This is a genomic window from Anaerocolumna sp. MB42-C2, from assembly GCF_030913705.1.
Lineage (GTDB): Bacteria > Bacillota > Clostridia > Lachnospirales > Lachnospiraceae > Anaerocolumna.
Window position 1 is genome coordinate 3,557,501 of record NZ_CP133190.1, and the last position, 20,236, is coordinate 3,577,736.

13 protein-coding genes, 2 tRNA genes and 1 rRNA gene (1 of these 16 only partly in view) are annotated in these 20,236 nt (G+C 37.6%); 5 read left to right on the forward strand and 11 right to left on the reverse strand.

The window, feature by feature from the left end:
* The 3 genes from RBU59_RS15770 to RBU59_RS15780 all read left to right on the forward strand — a co-directional run.
* Positions 1 to 2,707 (forward strand): 23S ribosomal RNA (locus RBU59_RS15770); it begins 213 nt to the left of the window's first position.
* 82 nt (positions 2,708 to 2,789) lie between these two features.
* Positions 2,790 to 2,861: transfer RNA gene (locus RBU59_RS15775), tRNA-Asn, on the forward strand.
* A 120-nt stretch (positions 2,862 to 2,981) separates the two neighbouring features.
* A tRNA-Cys gene (locus RBU59_RS15780) sits at positions 2,982 to 3,052 on the forward strand.
* Positions 3,053 to 3,142: 90 nt separating this feature from the next.
* Here the strand turns inward: RBU59_RS15780 and RBU59_RS15785 are convergent.
* The 4 genes from RBU59_RS15785 to RBU59_RS15800 all read right to left on the reverse strand — a co-directional run bounded on the left by RBU59_RS15785 (position 3,143) and on the right by RBU59_RS15800 (position 8,353).
* Positions 3,143 to 4,663, reverse strand: coding sequence for an ABC transporter ATP-binding protein (locus RBU59_RS15785; RefSeq protein ID WP_308143467.1), 1,521 nt, complete (start codon positions 4,661 to 4,663; stop codon positions 3,143 to 3,145).
* A gap of 302 nt (positions 4,664 to 4,965) precedes the next feature.
* Positions 4,966 to 6,777: an ABC transporter ATP-binding protein gene (locus RBU59_RS15790; protein WP_308143468.1), complete on the reverse strand. Its 1,812-nt coding sequence runs from the start codon at positions 6,775 to 6,777 to the stop codon at positions 4,966 to 4,968.
* 104 nt (positions 6,778 to 6,881) lie between these two features.
* Positions 6,882 to 7,556 carry a sensor histidine kinase gene (locus RBU59_RS15795; RefSeq protein ID WP_308143469.1) on the reverse strand — a complete coding sequence of 225 codons (675 nt, stop codon included), beginning with the start codon at positions 7,554 to 7,556 and terminating at the stop codon, positions 6,882 to 6,884.
* The gene (locus tag RBU59_RS15800; protein ID WP_308143470.1) at positions 7,556 to 8,353 is read right to left on the reverse strand and encodes a LytR/AlgR family response regulator transcription factor; all 798 of its coding nucleotides are present in this window, start codon (positions 8,351 to 8,353) and stop codon (positions 7,556 to 7,558) included. Before RBU59_RS15800 ends, RBU59_RS15795 begins: the two co-directional genes overlap by 1 nt.
* Before the next feature lie 237 nt (positions 8,354 to 8,590).
* On the opposite strand from RBU59_RS15800, the gene RBU59_RS15805 reads away from it, so the two are divergent.
* Positions 8,591 to 9,508, forward strand: coding sequence for a glycosyltransferase (locus RBU59_RS15805; RefSeq protein WP_308143471.1), 918 nt, complete (start codon positions 8,591 to 8,593; stop codon positions 9,506 to 9,508).
* 318 nt (positions 9,509 to 9,826) lie between these two features.
* Here RBU59_RS15805 and RBU59_RS15810 read toward each other — a convergent pair whose 3' ends face one another.
* The 7 genes from RBU59_RS15810 to RBU59_RS15840 all read right to left on the reverse strand — a co-directional run bounded on the left by RBU59_RS15810 (position 9,827) and on the right by RBU59_RS15840 (position 17,096).
* A complete protein-coding gene (locus RBU59_RS15810) occupies positions 9,827 to 11,557 on the reverse strand; it encodes an FAD-binding protein (protein WP_308143472.1) in 1,731 nt (576 codons plus the stop codon).
* Between the two features lie 278 nt (positions 11,558 to 11,835).
* Positions 11,836 to 12,621: a twin-arginine translocase subunit TatC gene (gene tatC / locus RBU59_RS15815; RefSeq protein ID WP_308143473.1), complete on the reverse strand. Its 786-nt coding sequence runs from the start codon at positions 12,619 to 12,621 to the stop codon at positions 11,836 to 11,838.
* Between the two features lie 57 nt (positions 12,622 to 12,678).
* Positions 12,679 to 12,840 (reverse strand): twin-arginine translocase TatA/TatE family subunit, encoded by a 162-nt coding sequence (tatA, locus tag RBU59_RS15820; protein ID WP_308143474.1) that lies wholly within the window; start codon positions 12,838 to 12,840, stop codon positions 12,679 to 12,681.
* A 15-nt stretch (positions 12,841 to 12,855) separates the two neighbouring features.
* Positions 12,856 to 13,101 carry a Sec-independent protein translocase subunit TatA/TatB gene (locus tag RBU59_RS15825; RefSeq protein WP_308143475.1) on the reverse strand — a complete coding sequence of 82 codons (246 nt, stop codon included), beginning with the start codon at positions 13,099 to 13,101 and terminating at the stop codon, positions 12,856 to 12,858.
* Positions 13,102 to 13,864: 763 nt separating this feature from the next.
* Positions 13,865 to 14,464 (reverse strand): TetR/AcrR family transcriptional regulator, encoded by a 600-nt coding sequence (locus RBU59_RS15830; protein ID WP_308143476.1) that lies wholly within the window; start codon positions 14,462 to 14,464, stop codon positions 13,865 to 13,867.
* 302 nt (positions 14,465 to 14,766) lie between these two features.
* The gene (locus tag RBU59_RS15835; RefSeq protein ID WP_308143477.1) at positions 14,767 to 16,719 is read right to left on the reverse strand and encodes a M56 family metallopeptidase; all 1,953 of its coding nucleotides are present in this window, start codon (positions 16,717 to 16,719) and stop codon (positions 14,767 to 14,769) included.
* Between the two features lie 2 nt (positions 16,720 to 16,721).
* On the reverse strand, positions 16,722 to 17,096 hold the full coding sequence (locus tag RBU59_RS15840; RefSeq protein WP_308143478.1) for a BlaI/MecI/CopY family transcriptional regulator: 375 nt from the start codon (positions 17,094 to 17,096) through the stop codon (positions 16,722 to 16,724).
* Positions 17,097 to 17,428: 332 nt separating this feature from the next.
* Between RBU59_RS15840 and adhE the strand changes: the two genes are divergently transcribed.
* Entirely contained in the window at positions 17,429 to 20,095 is a 2,667-nt protein-coding gene (gene adhE / locus RBU59_RS15845; RefSeq protein WP_308143479.1) for a bifunctional acetaldehyde-CoA/alcohol dehydrogenase, read from the forward strand.
* Positions 20,096 to 20,236 lie beyond the last annotated feature (141 nt).

Genomic DNA, 20,236 nt, shown 5'->3' on the forward strand with positions numbered 1-20,236 from the left:
GGAAAAGAAAGAAAACTCGATTTCCAAAGTAGCGGCGAGCGAAATGGAAACAGCCTAAACCGAAGAATTTATTCTTCGGGGTTATGGACCGCAATGAGTGAGTTTTAGGATAGCAGAATGGTTTTGGGAAAGCCAGCCAAAGAGAGTGAAAGCCTCGTACGCAAAATCCGAAGACAGCGAGCGGGATCCGAAGTACCACGAGACACGAGAAACCTTGTGGGAAGTCGGGGGGACCACCCCCCAAGGCTAAATACTACTTAGTGACCGATAGAGCATAGTACTGTGAAGGAAAGGTGAAAAGAACCCCGGGAGGGGAGTGAAAGAGAACCTGAAACCCTGTGTTTACAAGCTGTGGAACCTCTATTTACAGAGGAACCGCGTACTTTTTGTAGAACGGTCCGGCGAGTTACATTTACTGGCAAGGTTAAGGTCGTAAAGACTGAAGCCGAAGGGAAACCAAGTCTGAATAGGGCGTAATTATTCTTACGAATAATGCAAGTCAGTGAATGTAGACCCGAAACCGGGTGATCTACCCATGTCCAGGTTGAAGCTGCCGTAAAAGGTGGTGGAGGACCGAACACACATCCGTTGAAAAGGGTGGTGATGAGGTGTGGGTAGGGGAGAAATTCCAATCGAACCCGGAGATAGCTGGTTCTCCTCGAAATAGCTTTAGGGCTAGCCTTGATTTAGTCTGATGGAGGTAGAGCACTGAATATCCTAGGGGGCGTCAAAGCTTACCGAAGATTATCAAACTCCGAATGCCATACAGATGATGATCAGGAGTCAGACTACACGAGATAAGTTGGGTAGTCAAAAGGGAAAAAGCCCAGACCACCAGCTAAGGTCCCAAAGTGCGTGTTAAGTGGAAAAGGATGTGGGATTTCGAAAACAACTAGGATGTTGGCTTAGAAGCAGCCATACATTAAAAGAGTGCGTAATAGCTCACTAGTCGAGAGGTCCTGCGCCGAAAATGTCCGGGGCTAAAACACGACACCGAAGCTGTGGAATTGCATTCATGCAATTGGTAGAGGAGCATTCTTAACTGCGACGAAGCGTTACCGTAAGGAGACGTGGAGTGTTAAGAAGAGAGAATGCCGGAATGAGTAGCGAGATAGAAGTGAGAATCTTCTAGGCCGAATATCCAAGGTTTCCAGAGTAAAGCTGATCTGCTCTGGGTAAGTCGGGACCTAAGGCGAGGTCGAAAGACGTAGTCGATGGACAACAGGTTGAAATTCCTGTACCTTATATAAACAGAACTGTGGGGACGCAGAGAGAAAGCCAGAGCCGGGAATGGAAAAACCGGTGCAAGCGTGGTAGTAGTGTGGCAGGCAAATCCGTCACACAATACGAAGACGTGATGCGGACCGAAATTTAAAGTAGGGAAGCTGGTGAGCTAACTGCCAAGAAAAGCCGCTATTGTTTTATATAAGCCCGTACCGTAAACCGACACAGGTGGATGAGGAGAGAATCCTAAGGCCGACGGGAGAAGCATTGTTAAGGAACTCGGCAAAATAACCTCGTAACTTCGGGAGAAGAGGTGCCTGTAGAAATACAGGCCGCAGAGAATTGGCCCAAGCAACTGTTTAGCAAAAACACAGGTCTATGCAAAACCGAAAGGTGAAGTATATGGGCTGACGCCTGCCCGGTGCTGGAAGGTTAAGGGGAGATGTTAGGAGCAATCCGAAGCGTTGAACTTAAGCCCCAGTAAACGGCGGCCGTAACTATAACGGTCCTAAGGTAGCGAAATTCCTTGTCGGGTAAGTTCCGACCCGCACGAAAGGCGTAATGATTTGGGCACTGTCTCGACAATGCACCCGGTGAAATTGAAATACCAGTGAAGATGCTGGTTACCTGCGCCAGGACGGAAAGACCCCATGGAGCTTTACTCTAGCTTGATACTGGGATTCGGTATTGCATGCACAGGATAGGTGGGAGGCTTGGAAGCTACGACTCCGGTCGTGGTGGAGCCACTGTTGGGATACCACCCTTGCAGTATTGGATTTCTAACATGTGCCCGTGATCCGGGCAGTGGACAATGTCAGGTGGGGAGTTTGACTGGGGCGGTCGCCTCCGAAAGGGTATCGGAGGCGCTCAAAGGTCTTCTCAGAATGGTTGGAAACCATTCGCAGAGTGCAAAGGCATAAGAAGGCTTGACTGCGACACCGACGGGTGGAGCAGGTAGGAAACTAGGACTTAGTGATCCGGTGGTATAAAGTGGGATTGCCATCGCTCAACGGATAAAAGCTACCCTGGGGATAACAGGCTTATCACTCCCAAGAGTTCACATCGACGGAGTGGTTTGGCACCTCGATGTCGGCTCATCGCATCCTGGGGCTGTAGTAGGTCCCAAGGGTTGGGCTGTTCGCCCATTAAAGCGGTACGCGAGCTGGGTTCAGAACGTCGTGAGACAGTTCGGTCCCTATCCGGCGCGGGCGTAGGATATTTGAGAGGAGCTGACCTTAGTACGAGAGGACCGGGTTGGACTGACCTCTGGTGGATCGGTTGTACTACCAAGTGCATGGCCGAGTAGCCAAGTCGGGAAGGGATAAACGCTGAAGGCATCTAAGCGTGAAGCCCCCCTCAAGATAAGATATCCCATAGCGTAAGCTAGTAAGACCCCTTGAAGACGACAAGGTGGATAGGTTAGAGGTGGAAGTGCAGTAATGTATGGAGCTGACTAATACTAATAGGTCGAGGGCTTGACCATAAAGTGTTTGTTCATAAATACTAATTTCTATGAAATCAAGAGATTTCAGTTTGTTGGATAAGATATTATCAAATGTAGTTATTCCTCGATAGCTCAATGGTAGAGCACACGGCTGTTAACCGTGGGGTTGTTGGTTCGAGCCCAACTCGGGGAGTTTTCGTTATAAGACATGAAGCCACTAATATAAGTGAATAAATATTAATGCTAGTAGATGGGTTTTGATGCCTTGACGAATAAAAAATGAATTGTTATAATACAATAGTGATATAGATATGGCGACATAGCCAAGCGGTAAGGCATGGGTCTGCAACACCCTGATCACCAGTTCAAATCTGGTTGTCGCCTTAAATTAGAAGAGTCTCTAAACCTCGAAGATACTAAGGTTTAGAGATTTTTTGTTTCAAAGGCAGGAGTTTTTGAGTTCCTGCTCATTTTTTATACTGCTTTACTCTCGGTGTAATATTGCGCCTGTGCATTCCAAAGCTCGTAGTATTTACCGTTTTCATCTGCAATCAATGTGTTGTGGTTCCCTCGCTGAATCAATTCACCCTCGTGGAAAACTGCAATATCATCACAAAAGCGACAGGATGACAGGCGATGGCTGATGTAGATGGCTGTTTTCTCACCAACAATTTCATTAAATTTTGAATAAATATCAAACTCTGAAATTGGGTCAAGCGCTGCGGTTGGTTCGTCAAGTAAAATAAAAGGTGCATTCTTATATAAGGCTCGTGCCAATGCTATTTTTTGGGCTTCTCCGCCAGAAATTTCTACGCCTTTGTCATAATTATTATAGAGGTAGGTATCAAGTTTTTTCTCCATTTTTTTGTATCTTTCACTTATTCCCACTTCATGAAGTATATATTCTGCGCGTTTTTTATCTATAGCTGTTGAACAAGCAATATTTTCAGATAACTTGAAGGAATATAACTTAAAATCCTGAAAAACTACGCTGAAAAGATGCATGTATTCTTCATAGTTGTATTTCCTGATATCAATGCCGTTAAGTGTAATTTTTCCCTCTGTCGGGTCATACAAACGGCAAAGTAACTTTATCATTGTTGTTTTGCCACTGCCATTCATACCCACAATTGCAAGCCTTTGCCCGATATTCAGCTTCATTGAAAAGTTTTTCAGTGAATATTTATCACTGCCGGGGTATTTAAAGCTGACATTGTGAAACTCTATCAAATAATCGTTGTCATTCCGCTTTTCAACAGGAATGGTGCCTCTGTAAAGTACATTGGGGATCTCCATAAACTCTAATGTGCTTTGTAGTCTGTCTGTTTGGTCAATAAGGATTGATAAGGAGGAAGATAAACCGAAAAAGTTGTTAGCAGTGTTATAGATTGTACCGGCATAACGAACAATATCACCAACCGGAAACGCTCCTGCAGCAGCCCTGACAATCACAAATAAATATGCCGAAACAGTTAACACGCCGTTGGATATTGCACTTATAAATCCTGACTTGATTTGGTGTTTTGTAAAGGTCTTATAAAAATGAATTAATACATTATTATCTTTATCGATATAGTCTTTTAGAATCTCACTGGTTTTATAAATTCGTGCAGTTTTTAGGATATGATTGATTGGCATTGTCCAAAAGAAATATGCATAGTATGGGATATTAAAATTAGGGGAATTTAATAGCTCTGTAATCTTTTTCTGGATTACCTTTGAGTTTATTAAAGCCATAACCAAAGCGAAAATTAACAGCAGTAATAAAAAGATTGATGTAATATAGCCATTTCCAATCATAAGCAGAGGGATAAACATTATTACACCTATAATAAATCCAAATAAATTATCGAGTAATAATCTTAAATAATAGGACAAATTGTAAAAGCCACTGCCCCAATTATTATCTTTCCATATTTTGGAGTTAATATCATTTACTTTCGGGCTTTCGAGCAATTGATAGTCCATTTTTAGATATTTTTCAGCTTTGTCCATATATATTTTAGGTACAAAAACATCATTGTGAACAGATTGAATTTTACTTAAGTAATTTTCAATAAAGCTTGCTATGAAATTAAGAACAATTGCAGCAAGCGCATACACAATAAGTGGTTTAAACGAGACTTTGGTAATTAATCCGTTTAAAATATACGCTGTAGCAAACAAGGAAATATATGGTTTAAATGCATTAATGATTGCAATCGGAGGTAATAATATCAAAGTGAACTTATCCGTATTATACATAATTTTATAAACTTTCAATGCGCCTTTAATCCCACTGCTTTTTTCTTCACACTTCATATTGCCTCAACCTCCTCTTTGTAATAATGGCTTTGGACTTCAAACATATACGCATAATCGCCATTTTTACTAATCAATTGGTCATGCTCGCCGCTTTCGGTTATTTTACCATCCTTTAGCATTAGAATTCTATCACAAAACCTGGTACTTGCAAGTCTGTGAGAGATATAAATAGCAGTTTTGTTCTCTGTTAATTCATTAAATTTCTCATAAACTTCAGATTCGGCTATGGGGTCCAGGGCTGCTGTGGGTTCATCAAGAATGAGTATAGGCGCATTTTTATATAAAGCACGCGCGAGAAGCAATTTCTGCTGTTGACCACCAGATAAAATAATACCATCATCGTTAATCACTTTAAGCATACTTGTATTTAATTTTTTGCTATATTTTTCTATTTCATCCTTAAGTCCGGCAACTTCAAGGCATTGTAATATTTTTTCTTCAGTTTCTTTATCAGTTTTCTTAAAAGAAATGTTTTCTCCTACTGTTATAGGTAAAATACATATGTCTTGGAAAACAGCAGAAAACAATGAATACAGGTCAGTGCGTTTAAAGGCGTTAATGTTATAACCGTTTATCAATATTTCACCGTCACTTGCCTGGTAAAAGCCGCATAACAACTTAACAATCGTAGTTTTTCCTGCTCCGTTTATTCCCACAAGAGCAACTTTTTCATTTGCTTTTATATGAAAAGACAAAGCTTCAAGAATATTCGGGGTATCGTCTGTGTATCTGAAGCTTACATTTTTAAATTCGATATCTATAGAGCTTGAAATATTCGATATCGACAGGGGTTCTTTTGGATCAAGTTTATTTGTACATTCATGAAATGTACGTAAATCATTTAGCCGAACATTTTCTCTGTTTATTACATTTATATTATCTACTATAGTGCTAAGCCATCCGGAGAAACTGGCTATTGCAGCCATAAACAGTACGAAATCGGACACAGCGATCTCCCCGCTGATTACTTGCCAGATACAATAAACATAAGCGACGCCATCTCGTATAGCAGCAATTATGAGGTTTAATGTGTTGGCGGCAAAATACCGGTTTTGTATTTCTGTTTTTACACAAATCATTTTTTCTAAAAGCTCATCTCTGATATTTAAAAACATTTGTGAAAGGTTATATATCCGAATGTCTTTAGCTCCGGAAATATCTGACATGGCTGACTCAACATAATTAGATTTTTTATGTAAATCAGCGTCCGTCTCTCTCTTTTTCTCTGCAAAATGCTGAGCCGTTCGATTGATAAGATAACTTAGTGCAGTTAAAAAAATCAGTAAAGCCACAATTAGTATATTTAGTTTTGCAATAATTCCAAAAATAAACACAAAGGTTATAAAACCGGAAATTAATGAAACAACAGAATTAAGTATAACTGAGGTAGCAGAATCATCACCATTTCTAACGGCAGACTGAGCTTTTTGGTACAATGTCTGCCCCTCTTTTGTTTCCATAACGGAATAGTCACAATCAAGTGCCTTAAAAAAGAGCAGACGGTTATAGACATTTCTCATGCCATTCTGAAACGGGTATTTACCATATGCGGCTATACTATTAACACACTGCACGATAATATAACATATTGAAAAAGCTCCCAGAACCCAAAGAGTATGGTTTAGTGTTTGTTTTTCCAGAACCAGTTGTACCGCCAGCTTAGGCAGATATATGCCAAATAGCGGCAATATTCCATTGCATGCCATTTCAAGAAGAATGAAAACAAATACTATTTTGTAATGTTTGTACACCATTTTTAAAAGATAAATAATATTGTTAATTATGCTGTGTTTCTCAATATTCAATTCAATCGCCTCCTTGCTAATAAAATAACATTATTTAATCATGGATGATAAAATTTAGCACGAAAGGTCAAGTTTCAAGCACGAAAGGTAAATTCTACAAAACATTACAACGGCAGCATTACCTCGGTTGCAAATACACCATCTTCGTTTTGGCGATTTATATAACCGGAATACTTATCAGCGATTTTGTCTGTACGCATTAGTCCAAAGCCATGAGAGGCCGAATCCTTTGTGGAAATATAAGTTTTACCTGATTTTTTTATTTCTCCGCCAACAGAGTTTGTAACCGAAATGTAAAGCTGTTCTTTCAGTATACCTATATAAACACGAATAAACCTTTCAGTTTCATTGGGTTGTTTAAGGCAAGCCTCCATGGCATTGTCGAGCAGATTGCCAATAATCACACACAGGTCTACTTCAGATATATTAATATCACCTGGCACAGTTGCTTTTGTATTTACATTAATTTTTCTGGATACAGCAAGAGAAATTTTACTGTTAAGTATCGCATCGATCATTACATTACCTGTTTTAATCATAGTATCCACCGATGTCAGGTCACGATCTAACTTACCAAGATAATCCGAAAGCTCTCCGGTCTGCCCCAGTGCAAGATGTGCTTTCATCGTCTGGAGATGATTGTGGTAATCGTGCCGCCAGCCGCGCATTTGACCATAGATATTTTGTACTTCATCACAGTGTTTGGTAATTAAATCATTTTGAAAAGCAGCAATTCTGTTGTCAATCATACGACCAAAAAGAAAATTTAGAAGTCCCATTATTGCACCCCTTTGAAATATCTAATAAATGCCTGATTAACCTCATTGTATAACCTTCTTGACAGTGGTATGATTCTGCCGTTATCAAGAAATACATCTGTTTTGGATATGTGGCTTATATGGCTGATTCCGACAATATAGGAACGATGACATTGGATAAAGGTTTCATCCAATAGATTTTTAAACTCCGAGATAGAAAGTTTAACATCGTAGCTATTACTTTTTGTTGTCATTACCGTTGTATGTGCAAAACTTTCGCATATCATTATTTCGTTCATTGGTATACGGTAAGTTTGGCCATCAGAAATAAACACAATTGACTTCTGCTTATGATTTAAGTTTTTTTGTGCTTTCGCTAAAACATCAAATAGTTTTTTCTCATTTACAGGTTTTAAAAGATAGTGCAGTGCAGAAACCTCATAACCCTCAGCAATAAAATCAGGAAATCCCGTAATAAATATAATCTGCATTGATTCATTTTCACGACGTATCTGTTTTGCCAGTTCCACACCGTTCATTTTTTCCATTTCAATATCTAAAAGTAGAATGTCTACCGACTTGTCTTCCTCGTAAGAAAATAAAAAACTCTCGGCACTTACAAAGGTGCTTATATGTATTGCAGTCTCATTTTCTTTCGCCCAGCGGCAGACAAGCATATGTAAATATGCTAGTTCAGTTTGCTCATCGTCACAGATTGCAATAGTCAGCTTCATAGTTGTTATCCTCAATTGATCCCCAACGGTCAGAGGTGATTTCAGTCCATCTATTAAACCTCTCTTTAATGTTGGTTTTAACATATAATACCATTTATTAATTTATATTTCAATGAATCTGTTAGAAGTGATATGTATCAGGAAAGTTTTATAATAGAGAGTAATTAGATATTTCTTCGGCTGAACTTACTTGTTAGTTATATAATACATAAGTACAAGTACAAAAGTTATTCAGTAAATCAATACTGTAACAGTTCTAATTAGTTTAACATAATATGGTTTGAAATAACTTATTAGTGTATTACTTGAAAGGATGGTATAATGGTTCCTCCTTTTTTAAGCTATATTACATTCAATCGACTTGGCTTAACTGCAAGAAGTCTTAAATCGATTCTGGATACGCCTGAAGACTTTGAAATGCATATTATCGACAGTAATTCAAAGGATGATACATGGGAATATATTAAGTCAATAAATGACAGCAGAATCAAGTCAATAACCCGGCTGGTGATGAATTATGGACCTGTATTTGCCCTAAATCTGAATCTTTCAAAGAGAAAAGAGAATCAGTATTTTTTTTCTGTAGACAGTGACGTAGTTATAAAAACAAAAAATTGGATTACTCTTTTTATGGATGTTTTTAATACTTTTCCCGAAGTAGGATTATTGGGAGTTCAGAGAACCGCACCATATTTTCCGATATACCCACAGGTTATTCCGAAATCCAAAGACAATGTTACCTATCTGGAACTTAAAAATGGGTATGTAGATGTTCTCCTGGACTTTATACACGGATGTTGTATGGGTATGAGGCCCGAATTAATAAAGGAAATAGGATATTGGAGTGAGGAAACATGCTATGGTGATGCAGAACTTTCACCAAGAGTTGTAAATTACACCAATTTCAAAGCAGGTTTTATGAGTGATCAGAATATGATTTCACAGATTGTTATAGATATGGCCCAGGATATTACATGTGCTGAATGTTCAATAAAGGAACAATGCAAACTGGACAAAAAGAATACGACCTGTTTTAATATTCATAGGGATTCCTATAAAAATGCTCCTTTTGTTAAAGAATTCAAGTGGAAGTACCTGGAGTTCTTTAAAGAGCTTGAAGAAGGAAAAAGGACGGCTTATTGTGCATCCACAAGTGATAAAAAATCAATGGCTACGCATATATATAACAAAGAATGGGCAATTGAGAACTTAAATTATTATAAGAATAACAGTAATTGAATTGAGTATCTGCAGAATATTTAATAACTATATTTTAAATCATAATAATATCAGTTGAGTTTATTAATCGGTACTCAGAATAGTGTTTATGCCTAATGAAATGAATTTAAGAGAAATATAAAGTAAGAGAAGCCTATTTTTAATTCATATAATATTACTGTGGATATAATTTCTTCCTGAGAAAGATAGAAAAAATTAATCGCAAAATAATTAATAATTTGCATCGGTAATGTGAAGTAACATCCTTTATATTGAAGAAATTGGGAGAATATCATCAAATGATACTCTCCCCTAATTATTTGCAAAAGGATAGCGAATTTACATCTTAGCTAAGTTTTGTCCAACCACATAACCGTAGGTGAGGCATCTGCCGTGTGAATTTCCCGGAACATTAATCGGATAATCCACTGCATTGGCACTTCCGGCTGTATTACCTACTGCATAAAGGCCGGGGATTGGTTTGCCGTCTGAATCCAGACACTGCATATCTGCATTGGTTATAAGGCCGCCGACAATAGCAAGTAAAGCCGGTCCTACTTTGGTAGCATAGAAGGGCCCTTTCTTTATCGGTGTTAAGAAGATCTTTTCTTTGAAGAAATCGGTGTCCTCTCCTGCTTCACACATAGAGTTATATCTCTTAACTTCAGCAAGGAAGTTTTCTTTGTTAACGCCAATTTTATCCGCAAGTCCTTCGAGAGTATCTGCTTTGAAAGCCAGACCCTGATCAATGTATCCGTCAATGGTAGCCTGTTGAGCTTTCGTATCAAATTCTGCACCTACCGGCCGAAAGCTATCCCAGAACATTCCGCCGCCCTCAGGAAGCCCCCTTACCAAGTCATCAAGCCAATTTCCATCAAATACGGAATAGGCTACGTTGCCGCATTTTTGTGCCATAATATTAAGAGATTTTGCCTGAACCCAGGTAGCTTCGTTAAAGAAGCGTTTTCCATCGTTATTTACGAACATAAAGGGTCCATGGAACCATGCATAAGCCTGAGGGTGAATCATAGTAGGAAGTGGTCCATCCTGCATAACCGCACCAGCCCAGATACCCATTTTATGGCCGTCACCGGTATTAACGCCGGCAGGAGTATATTGTGATTCCACCGCTTTAAGAGCGATAGGAGCATAATAACTTAACATTTCAGAGTCAGCGGCAATATCACCGGTTGCAAGAACAACACCTTTAGAGGCATTATATCGCACATATCCATCCGCTGTTTTTACTACAGCACCTACAACCTTATCACCGTCTTTGATAAGCTGTTCGGCAGGTGCATTGAAAGCATATTCAACACCGGCTTTTACGGAGGCATTATATAAAAGTGCGACAGGTGCAAATTCACCCTCCTTAATACTGTCTCCCCCCATGATCATATGATAACCAGGTTCATCCGGCAGGGATTTACTTCTGGAATAACCGCCCCAAATCATTACTGCACTGTGATCTGCTTCTGCCTTATCTAATAACCAGTCCATTGCTTCGCCAGAGCGGTTAAAGAAAGTTGAAATAACAGATTCGTCTACACGGCTGCCGCAGGTACGAACCCATTCGGCCTTTGCTTTTGCTTTATCAATTTTCAGACCCTGTTTACGCATAAATTTAGAATCCAGTACACCGGCACCGCCACCGCGTCCATTCCATTTCGCAGTTTTTTCGACTACGATAACTTTGGCTCCCTGCTCTGCTGCAGAGCAGGCGGTTGCAACGCCGCCAAATCCGGCACCGATAACTAATACCTCTGTATCCACTGTTTTGATAATTTTGCTTTCCGGAATAGGTTCGGGTGCTGTTAAGAAGGAGGGCTGACCGGATGTTCCCTGATAAGCAGGAATTTCTGACTTGCCGGTATCTGCTTCTGTGGCACTGGAAGTAGCATCTGCTTTAGGTTCTTTGGTTTCGCTTTTAGGTGTACAAGCCTCCAATAAACCCATGGTAGCAATACCGACGGCTCCGACGGCTGCACCCTTTAGAAAATCTCTTCTAGTCATACCTTTTTTTACAGGTATTTCATTCATGTCATGTGTTTCTTCTCTTTTGTTTTTCATTTTAGGCCTCCATGATATGTTTTATAGATATATTTGATCTCCATTCAGTTAATGATCAAAATATATTTAATGTAAATGATAAAAAAATAATATTATGTAAATAATTAAAAGTGTAATATTAAACAAGCGATAATAGATAAGATATTTGCAAGAGATATGAAATAGGATATACGCAAGCGACATAGATAAATATTATTCAAACGATAAACAATAAAATATTATATACGCGCTAAAATATAATATTACGTAAATGATCAATATATTTGAGATCTATCCAATTATTCCTGATCTAACTTCTGCCGTTTCTTTTTTCTTCTTAAATATAAAAATTTGCACACGATGACACTTAGTTCGTATAGAAGCAGCATGGGAATTGCTACCATAATCTGTGATATGATATCCGGTGGTGTTAAAATAGCTGCTATTACAAATATAGCTACAATTACAGCTTTTCTGCTTTTTACTAACCATTGCGGCTTTAAAAATCCGAGATTTGATAATACCATGGATATGATTGGCATTTCGAATATCAATCCAAAAGTTAATAAGCTTGAGGTAATAAAACTCACATAATTAGCAAATGAAATCATAGGTTTTATGGTCTGCGTAGTATCTACCTTGAGAAAATATTGCAATAAAAATGGAACCATAATGAAATATGCGAATGCCGCACCGATTAAGAAAAAGGCAAATCCACTTAAAAAAGCGAAACACATAATAGCTTTTTCTTTTAAAAGGAGCCCCGGACATAAGAATTTCCATAATTCAAATAAAATGACCGGAGAGGTAATAACTATACCGGCAATCACAGATAGATTAATATACTGCATAAATAGTTCCGAGGGAGAGATGTAGATAAATGTATAACCTTTACCTAAGAGAACGAGCCTATCGACAAATTCCTGAGAGAAATAGAAACTTGCAATGGTAGAAATGAAAAAACAAACAGCTACCACAATCAGGCGTTTCCGGAATTCACTTAGATGTTCAACTAATGACATTTTAACTAATTCATCATCTGCGGAGTTTTTTTTATTAATCTGTATGATTTTGGATATTTTCACGACAACCCCTCCGCCTTTTTAACTTTATGTTTTATAAAAATTAAATAGTTATTGTATTTACTCTTCGTGTACATCTTCTTTGGTATCCTTAACTCCCTTTTTAAAGTTGCTGATTGTTTTACCAACTGATTTGCCAAGTTCGGGCAGCTTGGATGGCCCAAAAACTAAGAGAGCAATGCCTAAAATAAGTAAGATTTCTGTGGTCCCTAATTTTCCCATATAAAATTCTCCTTTCTATTCGTTATCATCTTGAGTTTGTGCTGCAGTTACAGTGGAAGTTTTCTGGGGGCTTTCCTTTGGATTATTGCTGCCATCTGCATCCATTTCTTCAAACTCACTGGTCATCTTGTCAACATATCCTTTTAGCTGCCCCAGAGTTTTTCCGGCAAACTTCCCTAGAACAGGAAGTCTGGAGGGGCCGAATACTATGAGAGCTACGGCAAATATAAGCAATAATTCATTTGTTCCGATTCTTGACATGATTATTCCTCCTTGTTATTGTGTTATAGATTACATATCCCAAATTTATATAAGGAAATGGGATTCAGTATTTAATATTGAATGACTGAGGTCAATGACCGCGGTCAATAAGAATTATAGATGTTTGTTAAGAATTTGTCAATAAAGATACAAAAAAATTTTCTTATAGTTTGGCAAGCTGTTATTGTGCACTCCTCTGCAAAAAGCGGCAGTTCCGTGAACAATAACAGACTTCGCGAAACACACAAAATGCAAAGGCATTATTATGGCGCTGCGATTCTCCGCTTTTCTGTGACAATACGATCACAAAAAACTCATCGGGTTTGTCACCTGTGGAGCAGTAACAACAGGTGACATAATAAATATCAGATATAGAAAGTACTGCGAATTATGGAACATAAGGGAAATTATATAAAAAGTGTATGGGATTATATAAAAGCTGTATAAAAAATAAGATTACAAAAGCAGAAGACATAATCAGTATCGAGAATAAAGCTACAAAAATAGAAGGTATAAACAGAATCGAGAAAAAATTGTAAAGGCAGAAGACAACACAAGAAGAAAGAACCTGTAATAGGGAGAATTGTGATACTTATAGAGAGATATATAAAATTAATAAGGATATTTTGCAAAACAATATAGTTACCGGCACTCTTCTGTAACCCGTCAACAATTTCTGCATTTGTTCTAAAGTACACACATATGTGAGGAAGATAAGATTGTATTATTCTCAGCAACTCCTGAAAGAATAAACGGATTGATTTTAATTTAAATTTTGTATAGAACGCAAATAGAAACGAACCGCTTTTAGTCCTTCGTCCATGATGCTATAGGAGCCATTAGCCATACACCAGTTCATCATCAGTCCGAAGATGTACATATTTAAATATTCAGACTGCATTGGAATGTCCAACTCGTTATGAAATTCGCCATTCTTAATTCCAAGTTCTAAAATTTCACGGATTCTGATTTGATGAAGATGTGCTTTCACCGTTTGCCCATTAAACTTTTCCTGAATAATTATGCTTAAAAACACTCTGGTGAAGTCTACACCCTGATTTTCGATTTCTTTTAGGTAGATACCGGAATATTCTAATAACTGTTCGCTGGCAGAAAGAGCATAATTCCAGGTTCGGTTTAAAAATAAGTTATCGTTAATATCGGATAATATTTTAACAGCAATTTCTTTTTTGGAAGTGAAATAGGTGTAAAAGGTACCTTTTGCGACGTTGCAGGCAGCACATATTTCATTGATGGACACATTGTCATAACCTTTATTAACAATCAGCTTAATAGATGTCTCTAAAAGTTTATTTTTGGTTTCTATGGATTGTAATTCTCTTTTATTTAGTGCTTTTTTCATGTAACTCAACCTCATCTTTGTCAACGTTTATGGTGTAACATTGTATACTAAGTGTATAACAATTTTGTTTTATATAGATATATATTATGGGAAGTATTATTTAAGCAGTTTGTGGGGTAAGCCTTTGTTTGAACCAGTGAGTACAGGATTTATTGTACCATGAGATGGAAATAGTTTTCAACTTCGAAATAAAAAATAATGCATTTTTGCGGTAATATTAAATATCTAATAAGAAAGGCTTTCTATGATATTGAATCAATCATAGAAAGCCTTTAAGGTTTTAATTTCTGTTATAATGGGTCTTAATTTGCTTTTTTAAATACATAGTAATATGGTTTCATACCTCTTATGGTATAATCCCCTGATTTCCATTCCCAGAACATATACTGGGAACCATCGATTTCTTTTATAACATATTTACCGGCCGTCTTATCACCATGATGAATAATATAGCCTTTGGTCCAGGTCAGCCAGTTAACCGGAGTCGTTTCATCCGATGTCTCTCCGACTGCAACCGGTTGTGTCATCTGACCGTCAGGAAGCAGATTAATACTCAGAAGATACGGGTCACCCTGCCAGGATGTTTGGTTAACATTGAAATCATCGATGTCTGCTATGAAATCAACGGTTTCCCATTTACCAACCGCTTCTTTATCATCCACAAAGGGATAATCAATTTTGTCTTCAATACGCTGTGAGGTTATATTTTCTTTGAAGTTTACTATTTCTTCTGTTGATCCGGCAGGTACTTTTTTAAATACATAGTACTTTGGTTTCATACCTCTTATGGTATAATCCCCTGATTTCCATTCCCAGAACATATACTGGGAACCATCAATATCTTTTATCACATATTTACCGGCTGTCTTATCACCATGATGAATAATATAGCCTTTGGTCCAGGTCAGCCAGTTAACCGGAGTTGTTTCATCCGATGTCTCTCCGACAACAACGGGTTGTGTCATCTGTCCGTCAGGAAGCAGATTAATGCTTAGAAGATACGGGCCACCCTGCCAGGATGTTTTGTTAACATTAAAATCATCGATATCTGCTACGAAATCAACGGTTTCCCATTTACCAACCGCATCTTTATCATCCACGAAGGGATAATCAATTTTGTCTTCAATACGCTGTGTTGAATTCTCTTCTGTTAAACTTGGCACTTCTTCCGTTGAGCTTGCCTTAGATTCGGTAGCTTCTGTGAGAAAAGCGAATCCGGCCAAAAGCAATACTGCAAGAGCAAATGCAGATAATCGGTAAGAATTTTTTTTGAATACCTTGATCATTTCGATCCTCCTTTTCATTTTTGAATTTTTATTTATAATGCCTGCCACTGCTGGCAGACATGGCGCCCATAATGACATTTCTGCAATCTTAATTATGGAAAAACCATAATCTTTAACTTCATCCTCCCTTAAAACAGAAAGAGCAAGGGAGTCACAACATAGTTCCCTGTCTTCTCTCATCCTGTGAAACCCGTACCAGATTAATGGATTAAACCAGTAAATGATACATAATAAACTTATGATATAATTAATAAAAATATCGTTTCGCTTCACATGAGCTAACTCATGTAAAAGTATATATTTTAGATCTGGTATATTATCTTTTTCTATAGAATAGTCAGGCAGCAGTATGATGGGTTTTATAAAATTTAATACACAGGGAGTTTTAATGATATTTGTTTTAACTAAACAAATATTTTGTGAAAGTTTCATAAGACCCTTACAATCATCTAATATAGCTATAACATCTGGGTCTTTTATGTGGTCATATTTCATGATGTGTTTATAAAATAAAGTGTTATTGATAAATATAACTGATCCAATAATTAGAAAACCGGATATCCATATAAAGGGAAGTATTTTTTTTACCGGTACCATGGATTTAACTGGTTTTAACTCGGTTTTCTTTAACGATACAGGACTTACATTAACATTTGGAATGACTTTATTACTCCCTTGAATCGTATTATGTTTACCATAAGCAATGTTATCTTCATTAGATTGATATGCGACTGGAATATTCATCATTGTATTTTCATAAGGCGGTACATAATTATATAAGCTTAGAATACTTGATGGTGAAACAGGCAGAATCAAGCGTAAAATTAATATAAACCAGATTGCATACTGAAATTTAACTCCAATTTTTTCTCTGATTATTTTCTTGCACAAAAGAATACAGGCTACAATAAAGCTTCCCATAAACGACAATTGAACTATTTTATAAAATAATGTATAAATAAGATCCATTATTACATCTTCCTTTCATTAAGGATAGACTTTAAATCTTCAAGGTCTTCTTTCGATAAATTTTCTTTCTCAATCAGGTTAAGAAGCATAGATTTTAAAGAACCACTGTAAACTCTTTGTAAAAATGAGTCGCTTTCTGCTTTTCTGCATTCGTCTTCATTTACCAAAGAGTAATATTTGTATTCCCTGCCATATTGTTCGAACCCGATAATGTTTTTATCGATTAATCTTCTTATTAACGTTTTAACCGTTTTAGGTTTCCACTTCTGACTATCTTTTAATTGTTCAATGATATCCAGGGCGGTGCAATTAGGATTTTTCCATATAATTTTCATTACTTCCCATTCAGAATCTGATATTTTTGCCGCAGTTTCCATAATAGTTATCCTCCTTATCGATTACAAATGTAATCCATGGAAATATATTACTGCTTGTGGATATATTTGTCAAGTAAAATTTCTTATAAAAATTATGTGGTAATAAACCAACAATAATTTGTAAACAATATCTCTATTGTAAAAATTACTTTTAGGTAAATTGTCAAACACACATAGTGTATCTATATGTCATGCAACTCATACAATATAAAGCTGAATCTTGCCAGAGGGCAACTGAAGTTTTGAAAATTGTATCAAATTGTATGGTATATTCAAAAAACTATTTCGTTTCGCACTTGCCTATAAAAAATTGCTTTAAAAAGGAGAAGTATATGGAGAAAAAAACAATGACAGAAAATAGTAACGATAGCAACGAAGTAAATAAGATTGAAAATAAGCTGGTGAAAGAAAACAAAAGTGAAAATGACATAGCAAATGAAATAGAAAAATTGGTGGAAAAGGGAAAATTAGCTCTGAAAGAAATGATTCTATTAAACCAGGAACAGGTAGATAACATTGTGAAAGAAATGGCCCTTGCAGGACTGTCTAATCATATGAGATTAGCCAAGATGGCAGTTGATGAAACAAAACGGGGTGTTTATGAAGATAAGATCGTCAAAAATCTTTTTGCCACAGAGTATATATACCATAGCATTAAGTATCAGAAAACAGTGGGAATTATTGATGAAAATGAAGAGGAGGATTATTTTGAGATTGCAGAACCGGTAGGAGTAATAGCCGGAATAACACCGGTAACCAATCCTACCGCCACAACCTTGTTTAAATGTATCATTGCTTTAAAAACAAGAAACCCCATTATTTTCGCTTTTCATCCCAGCTCCCAGCGGTGCAGTGTGGAATCGGCAAAGATTGTACGGGATGCTGCCGTTAAAGCCGGTGCACCAGTGGACTGTATCCAATGGATTGATAAGCCGTCAATTGATGGGACACAAGCTCTCATGAATAATGACGGAATATCCTTAATTTTAGCTACCGGCGGTTCCTCCATGGTTAAAGCAGCCTATAGTGCCGGAAAACCTGCATTAGGAGTAGGCCCGGGAAATGTGCCATGTTATATTGAAAAATCAGCGGATATAAAAAGAGCGGTTACTGATTTAATATTGTCAAAAACTTTTGATAACGGTATGATTTGCGCTTCCGAACAGGCAGTTATTATTGATAAAGATGTTTATGATGAAGTAGTTGAGTATATGACAAAGCTCGGTTGTTATTTTGTAAATAATGAGGATCAGCTTAAACTTGAAAAGCTTGCAATTGATGAGAAAAAATGTGCCATGAATCCGCAGATTGTGGGACAATCTGCCGTAACCATAGCGCAAATGGCCGGAATTAAAGTTCCTGGGGACACCAAAATCCTGGTAGCAAAAGTGGAGGGAGTAGGGAATGAATATCCGTTATCCAGGGAAAAACTCTGTCCGATTCTGGCATGTTATAAAGTGAATGATTCCAAAGAAGGGATAAAAAGAGCGGTTGAAATGATTAATTTTGGCGGTTCCGGTCATTCCGCTGTTATCCACTCGAAGGATGAAGAGGTTATAACTGAATTTGCAAAACAGGTAAATACAGGCCGTATCATCGTAAATCAACCCTCCAGTCATGGCGCCATAGGGGACTTATACAATACGAATATGCCCTCACTTACCCTGGGCTGCGGGTCCTTTGGCAGAAATAGTACAACTGCTAATGTTTCCGCAGTTAATCTGATCAATAAAAAACGTGTGGCAAGAAGAAGGTACAATATGCAATGGTTTAAAATCCCGGAAAAAATATATTTTCAACCAGGTTCCGTACAATATCTGTCTAAGATGCCGAATATCTCAAAAGCATTGATTGTCACGGACGAAGTCATGATGAAATTGGGGTATGTGGAGAAAGTACTATATCATTTAAGAAAACGGAACAGTGACCAATATGTGCATTCAGAAGTCTTTGACAGAGTACAGCCGGATCCTACTGTTGATACGGTCCTAGAGGGGTTTAAAATAGCCGAAACCTTTGGACCCGATGTTATTATAGCATTAGGCGGCGGTTCGGTAATAGATGCTGCAAAAGCCATCTGGTTATTTTATGAGCATCCGGATATTGAATTTGAAGACCTTCATATGAAGTTTATGGATATCCGAAAAAGGGTATTTAAATATCCTGCTCTTGGTAAGAAAGCCAAGCTGGTTGCAATACCGACAACCTCCGGAACCGGTTCTGAAGTCACCTCCTTTACGGTAATAACGGATCCGTCAAAGGATATGAAATATCCCCTTGCCGATTATGAGCTTACACCGGATGTTGCTATTATTGATCCTGAATTTGTTCAGTCAGTTCCGCCTCATGTAACAGCAGATACAGGTATCGATGTTTTAACCCATGCGATCGAAGCTTATGTATCTGTAATGGCATCGGATTATACGGATGCGCTTGCCATGAAAGCCATACAGCTTGTATTTGAATATTTACCTAAGGTATATAAAAACGGCGAGGATCAAACAGCCAGGGAGAAAATGCACAATGCGTCCTGTATTGCAGGAATGGCATTTACGAATGCATTTTTAGGAATCAACCATAGCCTTGCCCACAAATTAGGAGGTGAATTTCATATTCCGCACGGCAGAGCCAATGCTATTTTACTTCCTCATGTCATTCGGTACAATGCCTCAAAACCTACGAAATTTACTGCATTTCCAAAATACGAACATTATATAGCAGATGAGAAATATGCGGAAATAGCAAAGTATCTTAGATTGCCCTGTAATACCACAGAAGAGGGTATTTCCAGTCTGATATCAAATATAACGGAACTTTTAAAGAAGCTGGATATACCGTTAACCATAAAGGATTGTGGAATTTCAGAAGAAAAATACATGCAGGCTGTGGATAAACTTGCTGATAAAGCTTTCGAGGATCAATGTACGACAGCAAACCCCAGAATGCCGTTGGTATCAGAGTTAAAAGATCTGTACATTAAGGCATATAAAGGTGAGTAAGTATAAATGCTTATGAAATTGCATTTGATAATTATTAGAATAATAAGGATGTTGAAAAGGTTTCTAGAGTTCTTTGGTAGAATTGTAGTTTAATATGAGTTGGTGTATAACAAGCCATTTGGTTTATTTTACGAAGCAGGT